This window comes from Pantoea sp. PGP6 (genome assembly GCF_053474785.1).
Map to the genome: position 1 here is coordinate 2,138,892 of NZ_JBQBMA010000001.1, position 21,177 is coordinate 2,160,068.

The 21,177-nt window shown below is 56.9% G+C and carries 19 protein-coding genes; 10 read left to right on the forward strand and 9 right to left on the reverse strand.

What is annotated here, in order from left to right; genetic code table 11:
* Nucleotides 1-10: 10 nt before the first annotated feature.
* Complete coding sequence (locus ACLIBF_RS10345) at nucleotides 11-955, reverse strand: glycosyltransferase family 2 protein (protein ID WP_279809818.1); 945 nt, start codon at nucleotides 953-955, stop codon at nucleotides 11-13.
* Nucleotides 952-1,311, reverse strand: a complete 360-nt coding sequence (locus ACLIBF_RS10350; protein ID WP_069728372.1) for a GtrA family protein — start codon at nucleotides 1,309-1,311, stop codon at nucleotides 952-954. Before ACLIBF_RS10350 ends, ACLIBF_RS10345 begins: the two co-directional genes overlap by 4 nt.
* Before the next feature lie 229 nt (nucleotides 1,312-1,540).
* Between ACLIBF_RS10350 and tyrR the strand changes: the two genes are divergently transcribed.
* Complete coding sequence (tyrR, locus tag ACLIBF_RS10355; RefSeq protein ID WP_031376976.1) at nucleotides 1,541-3,106, forward strand: transcriptional regulator TyrR; 1,566 nt, start codon at nucleotides 1,541-1,543, stop codon at nucleotides 3,104-3,106.
* A gap of 53 nt (nucleotides 3,107-3,159) precedes the next feature.
* On the opposite strand, the gene tpx is transcribed toward tyrR, so the two are convergent.
* The gene (tpx, locus tag ACLIBF_RS10360; RefSeq protein WP_031376975.1) at nucleotides 3,160-3,663 is read right to left on the reverse strand and encodes a thiol peroxidase; all 504 of its coding nucleotides are present in this window, start codon (nucleotides 3,661-3,663) and stop codon (nucleotides 3,160-3,162) included.
* Between the two features lie 155 nt (nucleotides 3,664-3,818).
* Here tpx and ycjG point away from each other — a divergent pair, with 155 nt between their 5' ends.
* Complete coding sequence (gene ycjG / locus ACLIBF_RS10365) at nucleotides 3,819-4,802, forward strand: L-Ala-D/L-Glu epimerase (RefSeq protein ID WP_279809819.1); 984 nt, start codon at nucleotides 3,819-3,821, stop codon at nucleotides 4,800-4,802.
* On the opposite strand, the gene mpaA is transcribed toward ycjG, so the two are convergent.
* Nucleotides 4,777-5,484, reverse strand: a complete 708-nt coding sequence (gene mpaA / locus ACLIBF_RS10370) for a murein tripeptide amidase MpaA (protein WP_069728370.1) — start codon at nucleotides 5,482-5,484, stop codon at nucleotides 4,777-4,779. The genes ycjG and mpaA overlap by 26 nt on opposite strands.
* Nucleotides 5,485-5,639: 155 nt before the next feature.
* Between mpaA and ACLIBF_RS10375 the strand changes: the two genes are divergently transcribed.
* From ACLIBF_RS10375 to ACLIBF_RS10385, 3 genes are all read left to right on the forward strand, one after another.
* Entirely contained in the window at nucleotides 5,640-7,259 is a 1,620-nt protein-coding gene (locus ACLIBF_RS10375; protein WP_279809820.1) for a peptide ABC transporter substrate-binding protein, read from the forward strand.
* 117 nt (nucleotides 7,260-7,376) lie between these two features.
* On the forward strand, nucleotides 7,377-8,360 hold the full coding sequence (gene zntB / locus ACLIBF_RS10380; RefSeq protein ID WP_031376786.1) for a zinc transporter ZntB: 984 nt from the start codon (nucleotides 7,377-7,379) through the stop codon (nucleotides 8,358-8,360).
* Nucleotides 8,361-8,674: 314 nt separating this feature from the next.
* A complete protein-coding gene (locus ACLIBF_RS10385) occupies nucleotides 8,675-8,821 on the forward strand; it encodes a hypothetical protein (RefSeq protein WP_162836816.1) in 147 nt (48 codons plus the stop codon).
* A gap of 47 nt (nucleotides 8,822-8,868) precedes the next feature.
* Here the strand turns inward: ACLIBF_RS10385 and ttcA are convergent, their stop codons facing one another.
* On the reverse strand, nucleotides 8,869-9,789 hold the full coding sequence (gene ttcA, locus ACLIBF_RS10390) for a tRNA 2-thiocytidine(32) synthetase TtcA (RefSeq protein WP_031376785.1): 921 nt from the start codon (nucleotides 9,787-9,789) through the stop codon (nucleotides 8,869-8,871).
* 149 nt (nucleotides 9,790-9,938) lie between these two features.
* On the reverse strand, nucleotides 9,939-10,595 hold the full coding sequence (locus tag ACLIBF_RS10395; RefSeq protein ID WP_031376784.1) for an MgtC/SapB family protein: 657 nt from the start codon (nucleotides 10,593-10,595) through the stop codon (nucleotides 9,939-9,941).
* A gap of 184 nt (nucleotides 10,596-10,779) precedes the next feature.
* Between ACLIBF_RS10395 and ACLIBF_RS10400 the strand changes: the two genes are divergently transcribed.
* Nucleotides 10,780-11,055: a putative hemolysin gene (locus ACLIBF_RS10400; RefSeq protein ID WP_069728368.1), complete on the forward strand. Its 276-nt coding sequence runs from the start codon at nucleotides 10,780-10,782 to the stop codon at nucleotides 11,053-11,055.
* Nucleotides 11,056-11,086: 31 nt separating this feature from the next.
* On the opposite strand, the gene ACLIBF_RS10405 is transcribed toward ACLIBF_RS10400, so the two are convergent.
* The gene (locus ACLIBF_RS10405) at nucleotides 11,087-12,079 is read right to left on the reverse strand and encodes a 2-hydroxyacid dehydrogenase (protein WP_069728367.1); all 993 of its coding nucleotides are present in this window, start codon (nucleotides 12,077-12,079) and stop codon (nucleotides 11,087-11,089) included.
* A gap of 147 nt (nucleotides 12,080-12,226) precedes the next feature.
* Between ACLIBF_RS10405 and ACLIBF_RS10410 the strand changes: the two genes are divergently transcribed.
* The 3 genes from ACLIBF_RS10410 to ACLIBF_RS10420 are packed head-to-tail and all read left to right on the forward strand — an operon-like array spanning nucleotide 12,227 to nucleotide 15,377.
* Nucleotides 12,227-14,857, forward strand: a complete 2,631-nt coding sequence (locus ACLIBF_RS10410; protein ID WP_279809821.1) for a YdbH family protein — start codon at nucleotides 12,227-12,229, stop codon at nucleotides 14,855-14,857.
* Entirely contained in the window at nucleotides 14,854-15,042 is a 189-nt protein-coding gene (locus ACLIBF_RS10415; protein ID WP_031376780.1) for a YnbE family lipoprotein, read from the forward strand. The genes ACLIBF_RS10410 and ACLIBF_RS10415 overlap by 4 nt, the downstream gene beginning before the upstream one ends.
* Before the next feature lie 11 nt (nucleotides 15,043-15,053).
* Nucleotides 15,054-15,377, forward strand: a complete 324-nt coding sequence (locus tag ACLIBF_RS10420) for a YdbL family protein (protein WP_069728365.1) — start codon at nucleotides 15,054-15,056, stop codon at nucleotides 15,375-15,377.
* A gap of 56 nt (nucleotides 15,378-15,433) precedes the next feature.
* On the opposite strand, the gene azoR is transcribed toward ACLIBF_RS10420, so the two are convergent.
* Nucleotides 15,434-16,033 carry an FMN-dependent NADH-azoreductase gene (gene azoR, locus ACLIBF_RS10425; protein WP_031376778.1) on the reverse strand — a complete coding sequence of 200 codons (600 nt, stop codon included), beginning with the start codon at nucleotides 16,031-16,033 and terminating at the stop codon, nucleotides 15,434-15,436.
* Nucleotides 16,034-16,289: 256 nt separating this feature from the next.
* Here azoR and hrpA point away from each other — a divergent pair, with 256 nt between their 5' ends.
* Nucleotides 16,290-20,192, forward strand: a complete 3,903-nt coding sequence (gene hrpA, locus ACLIBF_RS10430; RefSeq protein WP_279809822.1) for an ATP-dependent RNA helicase HrpA — start codon at nucleotides 16,290-16,292, stop codon at nucleotides 20,190-20,192.
* Between the two features lie 61 nt (nucleotides 20,193-20,253).
* On the opposite strand, the gene ACLIBF_RS10435 is transcribed toward hrpA, so the two are convergent.
* A complete protein-coding gene (locus ACLIBF_RS10435) occupies nucleotides 20,254-21,063 on the reverse strand; it encodes a trypsin-like serine peptidase (protein WP_031376777.1) in 810 nt (269 codons plus the stop codon).
* Nucleotides 21,064-21,177 lie beyond the last annotated feature (114 nt).

Here is a 21,177-nt window from a genome sequence, read left to right on the forward strand (position 1 = left end):
GCATAATTCATCATCTTTCAGTACTGGTTTTTTTTAACTTATCGCTGTTTCGTAAAATATAACGTGGCCGGTTTTTGGTCTCCATATAGATGCGACCGATATATTCGCCGAGCACGCCAATGCCGATAAGCTGAACGCCGCCCAGAAACAGCACTGAAACCAGGATCGAGGGATAGCCCGGCACCGGATTGCCAAACAGCAGTTTGTCGACAATCAGCCACAGGCCATAAAGAAAGGCTAATGAGGCGACCAGAAAACCAATGTACGACCAAATACGAAGCGGGAAGGTCGAGAAGGAAGTCAGTCCCTCCAGCGCCAGATTCCAGAGCTTCCAGCCGCTGAATTTACTGTTGCCCGCTATCCGTTCTGTACGGATATATTCGACAATCTCTGTCTGCCCGCCAACCCAGCTAAGAATACCTTTCATGAATAAATTTTTTTCAGGCAGCAGCTTAATATTTTCCACCACTTCCCGTGACATCAGCCGGAAATCACCCACGTTCTCTTCTATCTGAGGATGGCTGATGCAATTATGCAGCTTATAAAACCAGTGCGCGGTTTTACGTTTCAGATGGCCATCGGCGCTTCTGTCAATTCGCTTGGCTAAGACGATATCAGCACCCGCCTGCCACTTGCTGACCATTTGTGGGATCAGCGAAATCGGGTCCTGCAAATCAACGTCAATCGGAATGATGGCATCACCCGTAGCAGCTTCCAGGCCGGCGAACAGCGCCGCCTCTTTGCCAAAATTGCGGATAAAGGAGAGGGTACGCACCAGCGGATCGCGCTGGCTAAGCTGGGCAATCAGCGCCCGGGTGGCGTCCGTACTGCCATCGTCAATAAAAACGATCTCGACCTGCCACTCGGCAAATGCGGCATATTTCCTGACGGCATCGTAAAAAAGAGGAATCACCTCTTCCTCATTGAAAACCGGCACCACCAGAGAAATCTTCATTTATTTCCTTTAAACACGATGAAGTGAGAAAAGATAAAGCCACAGGCCAGGCTCAGGGCCGAAGACGTTATCAGCGTAACGATCGGGTAAAGGCCGATCCGGTCCGCCAGATAGCCAACACCAAAGGCCATCGCGCCCATAAATATCACGTACAAAATATAGCGAAAGGGTGTGGCTTGCTGATTAAAGGTCCAGCGTGCATTAACAAAGAATGAGAAGGTTACCGCCAGACCAAAGGCAATAACATTCGCAGTGGATTGCAGTAAACCCTGACTGATGCAGATAAAAAATGTGACCCAATGGATCAGAGTATTCACTACGCCAACGGTCAGATATTTAGCAAAAAAAGTAAGCATTTTATAATCATTATTAATGGGTTGAGTGAAATATACAGTAAGTCCGCACCGATCAACAGTTTCGTACTGACAAAGACTGACAATCAAGCCCGCCAGCCCCATCAGAAGCAGACAGTACAAAAGGCAGCCAAACGCCGCGTGGCTGTCAACTTTTCCTGACAGAGCCCTTTCTGCTGGCGCATCTCTTAGCGTATCATCGCCCCATCTGAACCTGATTAAGGCCATCGCAATGCGTCTGGAAGTGTTCTGTCAGGACCGAATCGGTCTGACGCGCGAACTGCTCGACCTGTTGGTTGCGCGCAATATCGATCTGCGCGGTATCGAAATCGCGGCATTAGGCCGCATCTATCTCAACTTCTCCGCGCTGGAATTTGATGCTTTCAGCAGTCTGATGGCAGAAATCCGGCGTACACCGGGCGTAACAGATGTGCGCACCGTGGCGTACATGCCTTCGGAACGTGAGCATCGTGCGTTGAGTGCGCTGCTGGTGGCGATGCCGGAACCGGTCTTCTCCATCGATCTGAAAAGTAAAGTGGAACTGGCGAACCCGGCGGCGCAGAACCTGTTCAATCTCGACGAACAGAAGATGCGAAATTTCAGTGCCGGTAACCTGATTAACGGTTTTAATTTCATGCGCTGGCTGGAAAGCGAGCGGGTGGAAGCGCAGGCCCAGCATGTGGTGATTGAAGGACGGGATTTCCTGATGGAAGCGCGACCGATCTATCTTTCCGGTGAAGAGGGCCAGAACGATCAGCCGGTTGGTGCCATGGTGATGCTGAAATCCACCGCGCGCATGGGCCAGCAGTTACAGAACCTGGTGGTAACCGACGAATCGGAGTTTGACCATATTGTCGCGGTGACGCCAAAAATGCGTCAGGTTGTGGACCAGGCGCGCAAGCTGGCGATGCACGATGCGCCGTTGCTGATCATTGGTGACACTGGCACCGGTAAAGATATGCTGGCGCGCGCCTGCCATCTGCGCAGCGCGCGCGGTAAAAAGCCGTTCCTGGCGCTTAACTGCGCCTCGCTGCCGGATGATGTTGCCGAGAGCGAACTGTTTGGTCATGCCGCCGGGGCTTACCCGAATGCGCTGGAGGGTAAGAAAGGCTTCTTTGAACAGGCTAATGGCGGCTCTGTCTTGCTGGATGAGATCGGCGAGATGTCGCCAAGAATGCAGACCAAGCTGCTGCGTTTCCTCAATGATGGGACTTTCCGCCGGGTCGGCGAAGAGCATGAAGTGCATGTCAATGTGCGCGTCATCTGCGCCACCCAGAAGAACCTGATTGAGTTGGTGCAGCGCGGCGAATTCCGTGAGGATCTGTTTTACCGGCTGAACGTCCTGACCCTGCATCTGCCACCGCTACGCGACCGTCCGCAGGATATCCTGCCGCTGACCGAGATGTTTGTCGCCCGCTTCGCCGACGAACAGGGGATGCCTCGTCCGCGCCTGTCGCCGCAGCTTAATGCCTTTTTAACCCGCTATGCCTGGCCAGGTAACGTGCGTCAGTTGAAAAATGCGCTTTACCGCGCGCTGACCCAACTCGAAGGCTATGAACTGCGTCCTCAGGATATCGTGTTACCGGAGCAGGCGCTGGATGTGTCGTTGGGGGATGAGGCACTGGAAGGCACGCTCGATCAGATTACCAGCCGTTTTGAGCGTTCGATTCTGACCCGGCTCTATCTCTCCTATCCCAGCACCCGCAAGCTGGCTAAACGGCTCGGCGTATCGCACACCGCGATTGCCAATAAGCTGCGTGAATATGGATTGGGGCAGAAGCGAACTGAAAGTGAGTAGGTGACCTGCGAGGGTGATAAAAAAGCGGATAACCGGGTTATCCGCTTTTTTTTTTACTTCAGCGCTGCCAGCGCCGCGTCATAGTCCGGCTCAGTGGTAATTTCATCCACCAGCTGGCTATAAATCACCTTGTCGTCTTCATCCAGCACAATGACCGCGCGTGCCGTCAGGCCTTCCAGCGCACCATCGGCAATTTCCACACCGTAGTCATACTTAAACTCTGAACCGCGCAGGGTCGACAGCGTTACTACGTTGCTGAGGTTCTCTGCGCCACAAAAGCGTGACTGGGCAAACGGCAAATCAGCAGAGATGCACAGCACAACCGTGTTATTCAGTTCACCCGCCGCCTGATTAAACTTGCGTACTGAAGAGGCACAGACGCCGGTATCAATGCTGGGGAAAATGTTCAGAATTTTACGTTTTCCTGCATACTCAGAGAGCGCAACGTTGACCAGGTTTTTTGCCACCAGCGTGAATGCTTTGGCTTTATCGCCAGCCTGAGGAAACTGACCCGCAACCGGTACTGCGTTACCCTGAAAATGAACAGTCTGAGACATACTGATTCCTTTTTGATGGTGAAGAGATCTGACTTATAAACGGCTAAAAACGCGCTATAGTCGTTGTTTATGACATAAAATTTAAGGGTTTACGAGTTCAATTATTGAGTTTAGCGCAGGCAGCCTGCCATTGCGTTGCAGATTCTGGAGAGTAAATGAGAACGGTAAAAAGTTATCCCGAAGCCTGGCCGCTACATACGCCGTTTGTCATTGCCCGTGGAACACGCACTGAAGTAAAAGTGGTGGTGGTTGAAATTGAAGAGGCGGGCATGAAAGGGGTCGGTGAAGCGACGCCTTATGCACGCTACGGTGAAACCGAAGCCTCGGTACTGGCACAAATCGCCTCGCTGCTGCCTGCCTTACAGCAGGGAATGACGCGCGAAGCGCTGCAACAGGCACTGCCCGCCGGCGCGGCGCGCAACGCTATCGATAGCGCGTTATGGGATCTGGCGGCCCGCCAGCAACAGAGCAGCCTGTGGCAGCTCAGCGGCGTGGCGGCACCCGCGGGTGTGGTCACTGCCCAGACTGTCAGCATTGATACGCCGGAAGCGATGGCCAGCAGCGCCCAGGCGCTGTGGCAGCACGGGGCGACACTGCTGAAAATTAAGCTGGATAACAATTTTATTACCGAACGACTGATGGCGATCCGCGCCGCAGTGCCACAGGCGACGTTAATCGTCGACGCTAACGAATCGTGGCATGCGGAGGGACTGGCGGCGCGCTGTCAGCTGCTGGCCGATATCGGGGTGGCGATGCTGGAGCAGCCGTTGCCAGCGGGAGAAGATGCGGCGCTGGAGAACTTTATTCATCCGTTGCCGATCTGCGCCGATGAAAGCTGCCACACCCGTGACAGCCTGGCCGCGCTGCGCGGTCGTTATGAGATGGTCAACATCAAGCTGGATAAAGCCGGTGGACTGACCGAGGCGCTGGCGCTGGCGGCGACGGCACAGCAGCAAGGCTTTGCGCTGATGCTTGGCTGCATGCTCTGTACCTCACGCGCCATTCGCGCCGCATTGCCGCTGGTGCCGCAAACCCGCTTTGCCGACTTAGACGGGCCGACCTGGCTGGCGGTCGACGCAGAACCAGCCATTAAAGTGCAGAACGGTCAGTTGATTATTGCTGCCAGCGCAGCAGATTAACCATCATCTCCAGATAGGTTTCTGTGGCTTCATCCACTGAAATCACCGGCATTTCTGCCGTGACGCACGTCAGACTGAGATCCTTACACCAGCTACCAAACGAGCCTGGCGTGTCATAACCCACGCTACTGACGCGCGGCAGGCCGGTCTGTTGCGCCAGCCAGCCGCCGATCTCCGCCTGATGCGGATCGTCTATGCAGCCGAGTGGCTCGTGCCAGGAGACAATCCAGCGCGGCTTGAGCTGATGAATCAGGGCACACAGCGCCTGAGTTTCCGGTTCAGATGCCGGATGGCTGCCGGTGGATAAGGCGACGTCACGCGCGTCCGCCACGCTGTTCCAGCGATAGACCGTGTCGCCTGATTGCCAGTTCGCCGCCGGGAAATTGCGGTTAAGATCGACGCCGTTAGCATTAGCGCGCAATCCCAGTTGACAGCCATCCGGGTTGACCGCCAGCACCACGTGGTGACGGCGCAGCGCGTCCGGCAGCGTGCGAAGCGCAGCAGAGAGCGTGGCGATCGCCGCATTTTCGTCGCCGTGGGTGCCCGCCAGGATCAGTCCGCTGTCGGCATCGCCCAGCGGAGCCGGGAACCACAGCAGCGGCGCGCCCAGCACTGAACGGCCATATTGCTGGTACGGAACGTCCAGTTTGCCGCGCAGCGGTCGTGGGTGTAATGACGACATGGTGATTTCCTCTGAAAGGGTTTTCCTAAAAGTAGCGGAAAAGCGGCGCGCGGAAAATAGCTATTTATCAATCAGCAATTTGCGATAAAGTGCCGCAAGACAAGCTGCGTCGGCATCGGACCGGGGCAGCGCTTCTTTGGGGTAAAGGAGTGATGATGGTTAAGACCTTTTGCATGACGCTGGCGGCGCTCAGCCTGAGCAGCGTACTCACACCCGCCATGGCGGCGACGCTACCCGCCGGCGCACAACTCGCTGACCAGCAACAGATTGTCCGTCATATCAAAGATGAGCCCGCCTCGCTCGATCCGCTCAAAGCGGTGGGGCTGCCGGAAATTCAGGTTATCCGCGATCTGTTTGAAGGGCTGACCAATCAGGATGCGCACGGCAAAATCGTTCCTGGCGTGGCACAAAGCTGGAGCAGCAGCGATAACAAAACCTGGATCTTTACCCTGCGCAATAACGCCCGCTGGTCCAACGGCGAGCCGGTCACCGCTCAGGATTTCGTCTACAGCTGGCAACGTCTGGTCGATCCTAAAAACAGTTCGGCCTTTGCCTGGTTTGCTGGCTTAAGCGGTATTGAGAATGCAGCAGCGATCACCAAAGGCGAAATGACGCCCGACAAGCTGGGCGTGGTGGCTCAGGACAACAACCGGCTGAAAGTCACGCTCGACCGTCCGGTGCCGTGGTTCCCGGCGCTGGTCGCCAACGTGGCGCTGTTTCCGGTTCCGCAGCAGGTGATTGCCCGGCAGGGCGACAGCTGGACTGCGCCAGGCAAGCTGGTGGGTAACGGCGCCTATCAGCTGAGCGAGCGGGTGGTGAATGAGAAAATTGTGCTGACGCGTAACCCGCACTACTGGGATGATGCCCATTCGGTGCTGACCAAAGTGACCTTCGTACCGATCAACGAAGAGTCGAGCGCCACCAAACGCTACCGCTCAGACGATATCGACATTACCGAATCCTTTCCTAAAAACATGTATGCACTGCTGAAGAAAACGCTGCCGGGGCAGGTGTATACGCCGGAGCAGCTCGGTACCTATTATTACGCGTTTAATACCCAAAAAGGCCCGACCGCGGATGTCCGGGTGCGTAAGGCGCTGTCATGGTCGATTGATCGCCAGGTTATTGCCGACAAGGTGCTGGGAACCGGCGAAAAGCCCGCGTGGCACTTTACGCCGGACGTCACCGCCGGCTTTAAGCCGTTGCCGTCATTCCAGCAGCAGCACGATCAAAACAGTCTCAATGCCCAGGCCAAAGCCCTGCTGGCCTCAGCCGGTTATGGACCGGACAAGCCGCTGCGCCTCAAGCTGCTGTACAACACCTCTGAAAGCCATCAGAAAATCGCGATTGCGGTGGCCTCGATGTGGAAAAAGAACCTTGGCGTTGATGTCACGCTGGAGAATCAGGAGTGGAAAACCTACATCGACAGCCGCAACAGCGGTAATTTCGACGTTATCCGCGCCTCATGGGTTGGCGATTACAATGAGCCCTCCACCTTCCTCAATCTGCTGACCTCGGGCAACAGCAGTAATATCGCGCGCTTCAGCAATGCGGAATACGACGCGGTACTCGCCAGGGCCAGCAAAGAGACCAGCGACCAGGCACGCAACAGTGATTACAACCGTGCCGAGCAGATTCTGGCTGCTCAGGCGCCGATCGCGCCGATCTACCAGTACACCAACGGCCGCCTGATTAAACCCTGGGTCAAAGGCTACCCGATCACCAACCCGGAAGATGTGGCCTACAGCCGCGAACTGTGGATTGAAAAGCACTAGCCGTTTGCGGCCTGTAGTCAGGCCGCAGACTGACATCTTTCTACACAGCCCGGTGATTGCAACTCAACGCCGCCACGCTAGACTGTATCGTATTGATTTTAGTAGTGAGGCAAGGTTGTGGATGTAATTGACGGAAAAGCATTGCAGGTTTCAGACGCCATTATTTCCTGCCAGCTGGATGGAAAGGGCGGGCTGATCCCGATTGCAGAAGATGAAGTGATCCACTGCGAGCGGCCTTGCTGGCTGCATCTGAATTATACCCATCGTCAGAGTGCGGAATGGCTGCAATCGACGCCGCAAATCCCCGATGCGGTGCGTGACGCGTTAGCCGGCGATAGCATGCGGCCGCGCGTCAGCCGGCTGGGCGACGGGTTTATGATTGTGCTGCGAAGCGTCAACCATAACAGCGATGCGCGTCCCGACCAGCTGGTGGCGATGCGGGTGTTTATCAACGATAAACTGATTGTTTCGACCCGGCGGCGCAAAGTGTTCGCGGTGGATGAGGTGCTGACCGATCTGCAAAACGGTAACGGGCCCATCGACTGTGGCAGCTGGCTGGTGGACGTTTGCGATGCGCTGACCGATCACACCAGCGAATTTATCGAAGAGCTGCACGACAAAATCATCGAAATGGAAGATGCGCTGCTGGACCAGCGGATGCCGGCGCGCGGCGAACTGGGCTTACTGCGCAAGCAGCTGATTGTGATGCGGCGTTATATGGCACCGCAGCGCGACGTGTATGCCCGGCTGGCCAGCGAGAAGCTGGCGTGGATGGACGACAGTGAACGGCGGCGGATGCAGGAGATTGCCGATCGCCTCGGACGCGGACTGGATGACCTCGACGCTGGCGTGGCGCGGACCGCTATTCTGGCCGATGAAGTCGCCTCGCAGATGGCGGAGTCGATGAATCGCCGCACCTACACTATGTCGCTGATGGCGATGATTTTCCTGCCCGCCACCTTTCTCACCGGTTTGTTCGGCGTCAATCTGGGTGGCATTCCGGGTGGGGAGTGGCGTTACGGCTTTTCGATCTTCTGCCTGCTGCTGGTGGTGCTGGCGCTCAGCGTGGCCGGCTACCTGCGCAAGCGGCGCTGGCTGTAGCGGTATCACCGGCGGATTGCGCTGACCGGCCTGAAAAACGCCACTCAACCAACGCTGGCAGCGCTAAGCGAAAAAAAGCTGATCGATATCAATAACCCTTAAGCGCGACTGACGCAAACTCTCTCCCGCAGGTGAATGCAACGTCAAGCGATGGGCGTTGCGCTCCATATTGTCTTACTTCCTGATTTAGAATTAATGCATAGCACATTTAATTCGAAACACGCCGGCCACTGTGCCGGCTTTTTTTTGCCGCCTGGCTGTGATGCGTTTCCTTTCCTATGCTTAAACTTCATTCGCAAGAAAAGGAGCACGGCATGAACGCGATTCTTAACAGCGAGCCGATCCCCACGGATCCGACCCCGATTCCTGACCCGATTCCCCAGCCACAACCGCAACCCGATCCGCCACCGGACCCGGAGTTTCCGCCGGTAATGGATCCGCCACCGCACCGAAACATATAAAAAAGGGCGTGCTGTTAACAGCACGCCCTTAATCGTGGCGGAGTGGCTTATTTAATCTGCACCACGTCCAGACGCGCGCTGACATCCGGCGCATCCTCTTCTTCCGCCCGCCAGCCTGCGGGTTGCAGTGGCAGGGTCTCACGGTCAAACGCCAGATCGCCGCCATCTACTACGGCATCGCCGTGCTTAATCCCTTTAAAATCGAACAGGTTGATGTCGGCCATGTGCGAAGGAACTACATTCTGCATCGCGCTGAACATGGTTTCGATACGGCCCGGATAACGCTTGTCCCAGTCACGTAGCATATCGGCCACCACCTGACGCTGCAGGTTCGGCTGAGAGCCACACAGGTTGCACGGGATAATCGGGAACTGACGAGCTTCAGAGAAGCGGATGATATCTTTCTCGCGGCAGTAGGCCAGCGGGCGAATCACAATGTGTTTGCCATCATCGCTCATCAGCTTGGGTGGCATGCCTTTCATCTTGCCGCCGTAGAACATGTTCAGGAACAGGGTTTGCAGGATGTCATCACGATGGTGGCCCAGCGCAATTTTGGTGCAACCCAGATCGCTGGCGGCACGATAAAGAATACCGCGGCGCAGACGAGAGCAGAGCGAGCAGGTGGTTTTGCCTTCCGGGATCTTATCTTTGACGATCGAGTAGGTATCTTCTTCGATTATCCGGTATTCGACACCCTGCGACGCCAGATATTCCGGCAGGATGTGCTCCGGGAAACCCGGCTGCTTCTGATCGAGGTTAACCGCAATCAGGCTGAAATTGACCGGCGCACTCTTTTGCAGGCTGCGCAGAATTTCCAGCATGGTGTAGCTGTCTTTACCGCCTGACAGGCAGACCATGATGCGGTCGCCTTCTTCGATCATATTAAAATCAGCAATTGCTTCGCCGACATGGCGACGCAGGCGTTTCTGTAATTTGTTGAAATTATACTGTTCTTTTGAACTGGTCACGTGATTCCTGGCCTGTAAACAGAGACGTCAGCGTCATGGCTGACGATAGAAATAACTTTTGCTGCGTATGGTACTTAATGTGCGCTGAAATACCAGTGCCAATTGGCGGCGGGCAGGGGCAAAAACCGGCGTGCCCGCAGTAAAGCTGATTACATCATCTCCAGCGACTGCACACCTTTGATTTCCATCACCTTATCGTACAGATGCGCATCGTTTGATTTGCGTGACAACGTCACCTGAACGCTGAGTTCGCACAGGCCACTCTCTTCATCGCGATTGATCACCGTCACGTTGCCGTAGCGTATGCCTTCCCGCTGCATCACCAGCAGCACCAGCGGGACGCTTTTGGGTTTAAGAAATACCAGCAGCGTATGGTGTTTGCCAATCAGAAAATGGCTGAGGCGGCGAAACACTTCCAGCACCACCAGCGCCAGTACCGTGCCGTAAATGCCAATCTCGTACATCCCGCTGCCGATCACCAGGCCAATCGCTGCGGTGACCCACAGACCCGCGGCGGTAGTTAACCCTTTCACCACCTGTTTCTGAATCATGATAGTGCCCGCGCCGAGGAAGCCCATGCCGCTGACCACCTGGGCCGCCACGCGGCTCGGGTCCAGCGCGACGTGCTCATTACTCAGCATATCGGCAAAGCCATATTTCGACACCAGCATAAACATCGCACTGCCAATCCCCACCAGAATGTGGGTGCGCAGTCCCGCCTCTTTGGCCCGCATCTGACGTTCCATTCCGATCAGACCGCCCAGCACCCCCGCCAGCGCGATGCGAATTAACATGTCAATTAACATGGCATTACTCCGATTTAATAAACGCCGGGAAAGTCTGACGATTCCCTGATAGCAGGTAAACAAGATAATTCTGCTTGCAAATGTCGCTGGAGAATTTTGTAAAAAGCTGTTTCACCCCTCGACCCCTTGCGCTGCCTGACATATGCTGGCTCAGCCTTTAACCCCAACCCCCGGAGTCTGACTGATGAAAGCAGCCACCTTTTTGCTGGCCGGTGCCGCGCTGATCCTCTCTGCCTGTAGCAGCAACAGTGATGACAACGAGCCACCGCAACAGGCGACAGCCGCCCATATCCAGCCCAGGGTGATGATGTCCTCGCTGGCTGAAAGTACCTGTTCGAATGCAGGCGGCACGCTGGCTTTTTCCCATCAGCTGGACGGTTCCCGGGTCGGCATGTGTCAGTTAGTGAATGGTCGTCGCTGTGATGAACAGGCATTGATTGGCGGACGCTGCGCCCGTTAAGTGACAGGCCGGAGAGTTCCGGCCCGCATGTTCAGGCAGAGATACGATTCGGGCAATTTTCGCCGCGATCGAGCTGGCTGAGATTATTCAGGGTAGTTTCAGAGATGGCGGTCAGCGCTTCGGCGGTTAAGAACGCCTGATGACCGGTAAACAGCACGTTGTGGCAGGCAGAAAGCCGGCGGAACACATCGTCCTGAATCACATCATTCGACTTATCTTCAAAGAACAGATCGCGTTCATTCTCATACACGTCCATGCCAAGTGACCCAATCTTCTGCTGTTTCAGCGCATCAATCGCTGCCTGTGAATCAATCAGACTACCGCGGCTGGTGTTGATGATCATCACGCCATCACGCATCTGGCTGAACGCGTCGGCGTTAAGCAGATGATAGTTTTCCGGCGTCAGCGGGCAGTGCAGCGTAATCACGTGCGATTCTGCGAACAGCGTTTTCAGATCGACATATTCGGCCCCCAACGCCAGCGCCTCATCGCTGGGATAGGGATCAAACGCCAGCAGGCGCATGCCTAATCCCTTGAGGATCCGCATTGTCGCGATGCCAATTTTACCGGTGCCAATGACGCCCGCGGTTTTACCGTGCATATTAAATCCGGTCAGGCCGTCGAGTGAGAAGTTGGCGTCACGGGTACGTTGATAGGCGCGATGAATGCGGCGGTTCAGGGTAAGCATCAGACCGACCGTATGTTCCGCCACCGCTTCCGGCGAATAGGCCGGTACCCTGACGACCGGCAGACCCAGTTCCGCCGCCGCGTCCAGATCGACATTGTTGAAACCGGCACAGCGCAGAGCGATGTACTTGACGCCCAGCGACGCCAGCTCCTCCAGTACCGGGCGGCTGCCATCATCATTGACAAAGATACAGACGGCATCACAACCGACGGCGTTTTTCGCCGTGCTCTCGGTCAGCAAAAAGTCAAAAAAAACCAGCTCAAATCCGAATTGCTGATTAACCTGTTCGAAGTACTTCTGATCGTAATGTTTGGTGCTGTAAACCGCGATCTTCATCGTTGTGCTCCTGCATACGGGTGTGGATCAAGGATAACGTTTTCTGACTGACTTTGCTCTAACCGCTGATTTGCGCGCTGGCCAGACCTTCACCTTCGGGGCGTTACATGCCATCATCGTTGTCAGGATACTGTAAGGAAAAGGATTATGGCTGTGATGCCACGGATTTTCCGGCGACGGCTGGCGGCCATTCTGGCGCTGATTCTGCTGCTGCTGGGCTTACTGCTGACGATCACTCAATGGCTGCCACGGTTAGTCGGCATCTGGCTGCCGGCAGAGACCCGCATTGCGCTCTCCGGATCGCCGCGCTGGCGGGATGGCGGCCTGTGGTTTCCCGGCATTCGCTATCTGGCCCAGGATTGCCTGCTGGCGGAGATCCAGTCGGCCTCGCTCGGCTGGCACGATTCACGCTGGAAGCTCAATGCCGCACAGCTGACGCTGAACAGCGAATGCCTGCAAAAATTACCCGCCAGTGACGGCCCGTCGCCAGCGCCCAAAACGCTGGCCGAGTGGCAGGCGATGCTGCCGGGGGCCGACATTCATCTGGCGAAGCTGGTCGTCACGCCGTGGCAGACCTACGCCGGCGCGCTGGATCTGACGCTGGAAAAACAGCGTCAGCAACTCCGTTATCAGGGTGAGAACCTGCAGCTGGCGGCGACGCTGACCGGCCAGCAGCTCGCCATCAGTCGCCTGACGCTTAATCATGCCGCTTTACCTGAGCCGATCACCCTGAGCGGCCACCTCGAACTTCCGACTTTCGCCAGCGGGCTGCCGGTCAACGGTGAAGTGGCCGGACAGCTGGCGCTGACCGCGCTGCCGCATCCGCTGCAACTGACCCTTAACTGGCAGCAGCAGCAGGGCGTACTGAGCGTGGCGATGCCGGATACCCTGCAGCCGCTGCTGCAACTGCCGTGGCAGGCGAGCCACGATCAGATTCGCATCCAGCAGGGTCAGTATTTCTGGCCGCTGGCGGGTCAGCCGCTGTCAGGTTTCATTAATCTGACGCTGGACAACTGGCAGGCGGGCCTCGACGCCAGCCAGATTAGCGGCCGGATTAACCTGTTGACGCAGGGACGCGGCGGCAAAGGCAACGTGGTGCTGGGTATCGGTCCGGGTCATCTGAGCCTGACCGACAGCCACCTGCCGTTTCAGCTGACGGGCGAAAGCAAGCTCTCTGACCTGCAGCTTTACGGCTCGATTCCGGGTCTGCTCAGCGGCTCACTGCTCGATCCACAACTTTTGCTGCAACCTAAGTCGCTGCTGCGACTGCGCGGTCGTCTGCTCTCGACGCTGGAGGTGGATGAGGCGCGCTGGCCGCTGGCGGGCGTCCGGCTCTCCACGCAGGGGATTGATGGCCGGCTGCAGGCGATCCTCAATGCGCACGACGCCAGTTTTGGCCGTTTCCGGCTGCACCTGGACGGTCGGGCCAATGTTTTCTGGCCGGATAAAGGCGAATGGAACTGGCGCTACTGGGGCGGGGGCGAGATGCGGCCGCTGCAGGCGCGCTGGGATGTTAAAGGCACCGGCGGCTGGCGGGATACGCTGATTCATCTCGATACGCTCTCCACCGGCTTCAATCACCTCGCTTATGGCAGCGTCCAGGTTGAAAAGCCCCGTCTGACGTTGACCGCGCCGGTCAACTGGCAGCGCGCTGAGGCGCATCCGGCGTTTAACGGCGGCTTCAGGCTGCAGGCGGGGCCAACCCGTTTCAGTTATGGCGGCAGGCTGGCGGACGCGACGCTCGACTTTGAGGCCACGGGCCGCGACCCGGGGAATTTCATCTGGCGTGGTGCGCTCAACGCCGGTGAGGTGGGGCCGCTGCGGGTCCACGGTCGCTGGGATGGTGAACGGCTGCGTGGCGAAGCCTGGTGGCCAAAGCAATCGTTAACCGTATTCCAGCCGTTACTCAGTCCGGATCTGAAAATGCAGATCCGCAGCGGCGAACTGCAGGCGCAGGTGGCATTTTCTGCGGCGCGCGATCAGGGATTTCAGGCCGGTGGGCACTGGACGGTCAAAGCGGGCAGTCTCTGGACTCCGGACAGCCAGATTAACGGCGTCGATTTCTCGCTGCCGTTCCGGCTGAAAGATCAGCAGTGGCAGTTTGGTCAGCACGGTCCGGTTTCGCTGCGCATCGCCGAGGTAAAAAATCAGTTTGCGATGCAGAACATTCGTGCCGATCTGCAGGGAGCCTGGCCGTGGAGCGAACAGGCACCGCTGACCCTGCAGGATGTCAGTCTCGATCTGCTGGGCGGGCAGATCAGCTTACCGGCGCTTCAGATGCCGCAGCATCAGCCGGCGCGGGTATCACTGCGCAATATCAGCCTGAGCGAGCTGGTGACGGCGATCAAACCAAAACAGTTTGCCATGTCCGGACGGGTAAACGGCGAGCTGCCGCTGTGGCTGAATAATCCGCGCTGGCTGATCGAGAAAGGGTGGATCGCCAACAGTGGTCCGCTGACCTTCCGGCTCGATAAAGATATGGCGGATGCGATCACCCGCAATAACGTGGCGACCGGCGCGGCGCTGGACTGGCTGCGCTACATGGAGATTTCCCGCTCGTGGGCCACCATCAACCTGAATAATCTCGGCGATCTCACCATGGAAGCGCAGGTGCAGGGCGTCAGCCGCTTCAGCAACCGTCGGCAGACCGTCAACCTCAACTATCATCATCAGGAAAATTTGTTTCAGCTGTGGCGCAGTCTGCGCTTTGGCGATAATTTGCAATCCTGGGTGGAGCAACATGCCACTCTGCCATCGAACAAGGACACCTCACCATGAGCCTCAGGGCATTACTGGTTCTGGCAGCCGGGCTGCCGCTGATCGGCTGTGTGCCACGCATTGAAGTGACGGCACCCAAAGATCCGATCACCATCAATATGAACGTGAAAATCGAGCATGAGATTCACATCAAAGTAGATAAAGACGTGGAAGCGTTATTGAAAAACCAGAGCGATCTGTTCTGAGGAGAGCGAGTATGAAACGCATCAGCGTAGCCCTGTTGCTCGCCCTGGTGATGGCCCAGCCTGCCTGGGCGCTGACGCTGGACGAGGCCCGCCAGTCGGGACGGGTGGGCGAAACCCTGTCGGGCTATCTGGCCGCCCGGGCGCAGGACAGCGAAACCCTGGCGCTGACAGAACGCATTAACGCGGGACGACAGCAGCAGTATCAGCGGGTGGCAGAGCAGAACAATTTAACCACCGCCGAGGTTGCCAGCATCGCCGGCCAGAAACTGGTCAGCCGCGCCGCGGCGGGCGAATATGTTCGCGGCATCAACGGTCAGTGGCTGAAGAAAGAGTAACGCCAGGCGAAAAAAAGCCGGGCACAGGGCCCGGCAAGTACAACGGCATCAAAAGATTATGCAGTGACGATCTGCTGGATAGTATCTTTAGCTTCAGCGGTCGCTTTGTTAGCCACTTCCGGACCGTAAGCGATACCTTCAGCGAATACGAACTCAACGTCGGTAATACCGATGAAGCCCAGGAACAGCTTCACGTATGGCGTCAGCAGATCGGACGCGGTGTCTTTGTGAATGCCGCCACGGCTGGAAATAACCACCGCACGCTTGCCTTTCACCAGACCTTCCGGGCCTGCTTCGGTGTAGCGGAAAGTCACACCAGCACGAGCGATCAGGTCGAAGTAGTTCTTCAGCTGAGTCGGGATGTTGAAGTTGTACATTGGTGCAGCGATCACGATTTCATCATGCGCCTGCAGTTCTGCAATCAGCTCATCAGACAGCGCCAGCGCCTCCTGCTGACGTGGTGACAGTGGCGCATCAGACGGACGCAGCGCACCAACCAGCTCACCATCCAGTACCGGAATCGGGTTTGCTGCCAGATCGCGTACGGTCACTTCTTTGCCTTGAGACTTTGCCTGTTCAACGTAGAAGTCAGCCAGTTGGCTGGATTGTGAGTAGCCTGCGAGGATGCTTGATTTCAGAACTAAAACTTTGCTCATGGTGATTTCCTGTCTGTAACGCGGAAGGCTTTCCGCTCAATGGTTTACACTCTACGGTTATCAATGGCGCGGTGAAAGCGCAATATTTCGAGGTCAATGTTCGAATTTATTGAATAAGCGTAACGTGCGCCGCCCTCCGGCACAGGTCGAAATGTGCTATGATGCGCGCAATTATTTTATTGAATCAGCCGGTTATCCCGGCTTGCAGCGCGCTGCTATCGGCAGCGACAGCGTCTGAGTAAGGTACGTCATTATTATGTCATCTCCCGATACCTCCCCACTGGCTTCACTCTGGTCACGGCTTGACGGGTTAATGCTGCGCGACCGCCAGCGCCTGCAGCGTCGCTTACAGGGTGCCAGGAAAGTTAAAAATCCGGCGGCTCAACAGGGCATCGCCAGCGAGCTGGAGCAGGATTTTAGCGCCGCCGAGCAGAAGGTGGCCCAGCGTCGCGCGGCCACCCCGGCCATCACCTTCCCGGAAAATCTGCCGGTCAGCCAGAAGCAGCAGGATATTGCCGCGGCGATACGCGATCATCAGGTGGTGATTGTGGCTGGCGAAACCGGCTCCGGTAAAACCACCCAGCTGCCGAAGATTTGTCTGGCGCTGGGGCGTGGCGTGACCGGGCTGATTGGCCATACCCAGCCGCGTCGCCTGGCGGCGCGCACCGTGGCGAACCGCATCGCCGACGAGCTGGATACCTCGCTCGGCGGCTGCGTCGGTTACAAAGTGCGATTCAACGATCAGGTCAGCGATCTGACCCAGATCAAATTGATGACCGACGGGATTTTGCTGGCGGAAATTCAGCAGGACCGTCTGCTGATGCAGTACGACACCATCATCATCGATGAAGCGCATGAGCGCAGCCTGAACATCGACTTCCTGCTGGGTTACCTGCGTGAACTGCTTCCGCGTCGGCCCGATCTGAAAGTGATCATCACCTCAGCGACCATCGATCCGCAGCGTTTTTCGCGGCATTTCAATAATGCGCCGGTGATTGAAGTCTCTGGCCGCACCTATCCGGTGGAAGTGCGCTACCGGCCGGTAGTGGAAGAGGCAGATGACGGCGATCGCGATCAGCTGCAGGCGATCTTTGATGCGGTAGATGAACTGAGCCATGAGAGCCGCGGCGATATCCTGATATTCATGAGTGGTGAACGTGAGATCCGTGATACCGCAGACGCGCTGATTAAACGTGATTTGCCGCATACCGAGATTCTGCCGCTCTACGCCCGGCTGTCGAATGCCGAGCAGAATCGGGTATTCCAGTCACACAGCGGCCGGCGGATTGTGCTGGCCACCAACGTGGCGGAAACCTCGCTAACGGTGCCCGGCATCAAATATGTTATCGATCCCGGAACCGCGCGCATCAGCCGCTACAGCTTCCGCACCAAAGTGCAGCGACTGCCGATTGAGCCGATTTCACAGGCGTCGGCCAATCAGCGTAAAGGGCGCTGTGGTCGTGTGTCAGAAGGGATCTGTATCCGGCTCTATTCCGAAGATGACTTTCTCAGCCGCCCGGCGTTTACCGATCCTGAAATCCTGCGCACCAACCTGGCGTCGGTTATTCTGCAGATGACCGCGCTGGGACTGGGCGATATCGCCGCCTTCCCGTTTGTTGAAGCGCCGGATAAGCGCAATATTCAGGATGGGGTACGCCTGCTGGAAGAGCTGGGCGCGCTGACCCTGAACGAAGAGGACGGCCATTACCAGTTGACCGGTTCCGGCCGTCAGCTGGCGCAGTTGCCGGTCGATCCAAGACTGGCGCGGATGGTGCTGGAAGCGCAGAAATTTGGCTGCGTACGTGAAGTGATGATCATCACCGCCGGCTTATCGATTCAGGACCCACGCGAGCGTCCCGCCGAGAAAAAGCAGGCGTCTGACGAAAAACATCGGCGATTTGCTGATAAAGATTCCGACTTCCTCGCCTTCGTTAACCTGTGGAATTACCTGGCTGAGCAGCAAAAGGCGCTGTCGGGTAACCTGTTCCGCCGCCAGTGCAAAAGCGATTTCCTCAACTATTTGCGGGTGCGTGAATGGCAGGATATCTACACCCAGCTGCGGCAGGTGGTGCGCGAACTGGGCATTCCGGTCAATAGCGAGCCGGCAGGCATGCGCGAAGTTCACTGCGCACTGTTAAGCGGCCTGCTGTCGCATATCGGCCAGAAAGATGCCGATAAGCAGGAGTTCACCGGCGCGCGTAATACCCGCTTCGCCATCTTCCCCGGCTCCGGGCTGTTTAAGAAGCCGCCGAAATGGACCATGGTGGCGGAACTGGTGGAGACCAGCCGGCTGTGGGGCCGCACCGCCGGGCGCATCGAACCGGAGTGGATTGAGCCGCTGGCCCAGCACCTGATCAAGCGCAGCTACAGCGAACCGCACTGGGAGAAATCGCAGGGTGCTGTGATGGCCACCGAGAAAGTGACGCTGTATGGCCTGCCGATAGTGGCGGCGCGCAAAGTCAATTATGGCCGCATTGATCCGACCCTGAGCCGTGAGCTGTTTATCCGTCATGCGCTGGTAGAGGGCGACTGGCAGACGCGTCACGCCTTCTTCCGCAACAATCAGAAGCTGCGCAGCGAAGTCGAAGATCTGGAGCATAAATCGCGTCGTCGCGACATTCTGGTCGATGACGAAACCCTGTTCGCCTTTTACGATCAGCGTATCGGTAAAGAGGTGGTGTCGGCGAAGCACTTTGATAGCTGGTGGAAACAGGCCAGCCGCGACAACCCGGAATTGCTTAACTTTGATAAGCAGATGCTGATCAAGGAGGGTGCGGACAAGGTCAGCCAGCTCGACTATCCCAACTTCTGGCATCAGGGCAACCTCAAGCTGAAGCTCAGCTACCAGTTTGAACCGGGTGCTGATGCCGACGGTGTGACGGTGCATATCCCGCTGCCACTGCTTAACCAGGTGGAAGAGAGTGGCTTTGAGTGGCAGATTCCGGGCGTGCGGCGCGAACTGATTATTGCGCTGATTAAGTCGCTGCCTAAGCCGCTGCGGCGCAATCTAGTGCCGGCACCGAACTACGCCGAAGCGTTTCTGGGTCGGGTCACGGCAATGGAGATGCCGCTGCTGGATGCGCTGTCACGGGAGTTTCGCCGCATGACCGGCGTCACGCTGGAGCGGGAAAACTGGCAGTGGGATCAGGTGCCCGATCATCTGAAAATGACCTTCCGGGTGGTGGATGAACACAACCGCAAACTGCTGGAAGGCAAAGATCTGACCGCCCTCAAGGCGCAGCTGAAAGGCAAAGTGCAGGAAACCCTGTCAAAAGTGGCGGACGACGGGCTGGAACAGAGTGGCTTGCATATCTGGAGCTTCGGCGACCTGCCGCGCAGCTACGAGCAGAAGCGCGGCAGCTATCAGGTGAAAGCCTGGCCGGCACTGGTTGATGAGAAAGAGAGCGTCGCTATCCGGCTGTTCGACAGCGAGCAGGAGCAGCAGAAGATGATGTGGCGCGGACAGCGCCGCCTGCTGCTGCTCAACGTGCCGTCGCCGGTGAAGTACCTGCACGAAAAACTGCCGAACAAAGCCAAACTCGGGCTCTACTTCAACCCGTATGGCAAAGTGCTGGAGTTGATCGATGACTGTATCGCCTGTGGTATTGATAAGCTGATTGCCGAAGCGGGCGGACCGGCCTGGGATCAGGCCGGATTTGAGGCGCTGCGGGACAAGGTGCGCGCTGAACTGAACGAGACCGTGGTGACCATTGCTAAGCAGGTCGAGCAGATCCTGACGGCAGTGTTCAACATCAATAAGCGCCTGAAAGGGCGGGTCGATATGACGATGGCGCTGGCGTTATCCGATATCAAAGCGCAGCTCAGTGGCCTGGTCTATCGCGGTTTTGTCACCGGCAACGGCTGGCAGCGGCTCGGCGACAGTCTGCGCTATCTGCATGGCATCGAACGGCGGCTGGAAAAACTGCCAGCCGATCCGCACAGCGATCGGGCGCGGATGCTGAAAGTGCAGGCGGTGGAGCAGGCGTATCAGGCGTGGCGCAATAAATTGCCGCCGCAGCGTCAGGATGATGAAGAAGTGCAGGCGATCCGCTGGATGATTGAAGAGCTGCGGATTAGCTACTTTGCCCAGCAGCTCGGCACGCCTTATCCCATCTCTGATAAGCGCATTATGCAGACCATGGAGCAGATTGCAGGCTGATAAAAAACCGGGGCGCGTCAGTGATGACGCGCCCCGGTTTCTCTTTGCGGCACATAGCCGATTACTGCGCTAACGCTTCCAGCTCGTCTCTGAACGAGGTTACGGCAATCGCACGGTTGTCGGCCAGATAACGATCTTTCGCGGCGGGCGCTGAGCTTTGCACCGCAATCAACTGCCAGCCTTTATCGCTGTTCAGCAGCAGCGGTGAACCACTGTCGCCGGGCAGCGTATCACACTGATGCGACAGCACGGCGCGTTGCGCCCAGCCGGTAATCAAACAGTCACTGTGAGAATAAAGCGTATCGAGATGATCGGCCGGATAACCCGCCTGGGTCACTTTGCGACCGGTCTGCTTCAGCGCCGCAGTTAACTCACTGCGTGAGCCATCAAACAGTGGAATCGGCGTAATGGCGGAAGGGGGATTGCGCAAAATCACGATGCCGTAGTCAAACGGCGCGGCGTTGCTCGGCACGATCCAGCCTTCACCGTCCGCTTTCAGCTTTGAGGCCAGCGACGGTTCGACGCGGGCATCAATGTCGTGGATTTCATATCGCCAGCCTTTATCGCTCGCCATAAAGCGCAGCGCAACCGGCTTATCGAAATTGCCCGGTGGCGCGAGTAAACAGTGTCCGGCCGTCAGGGCCAGATGCGGTGAGATCAGCGTGGCGGTGCAGAGGTTACCGCTTTCGGTTTCCAGCTGTCCAATAGCATCCCAGGGGGCCGCGGTAATATCGGTGATGGCTTTGCGATGATCTTTGCCGAAAAACAGCATTTTGATTTCGTCAGGCGTTGGCGTGTCGTCATCATCATCGGCATGAGCAAAGGAGGTAAAACTGAAAAGTCCAACCATTAACAAGATAGCCAGGCGCATAGAACTCTCAATGGCGAGAAAAAGTGACGTTATTGTTATCAAGCAACTGCGATAACTATAGTCTGTGAGCGCTAAAAAAGGGAGTTTTATTGGTTAATCAGTACGCTACAACTG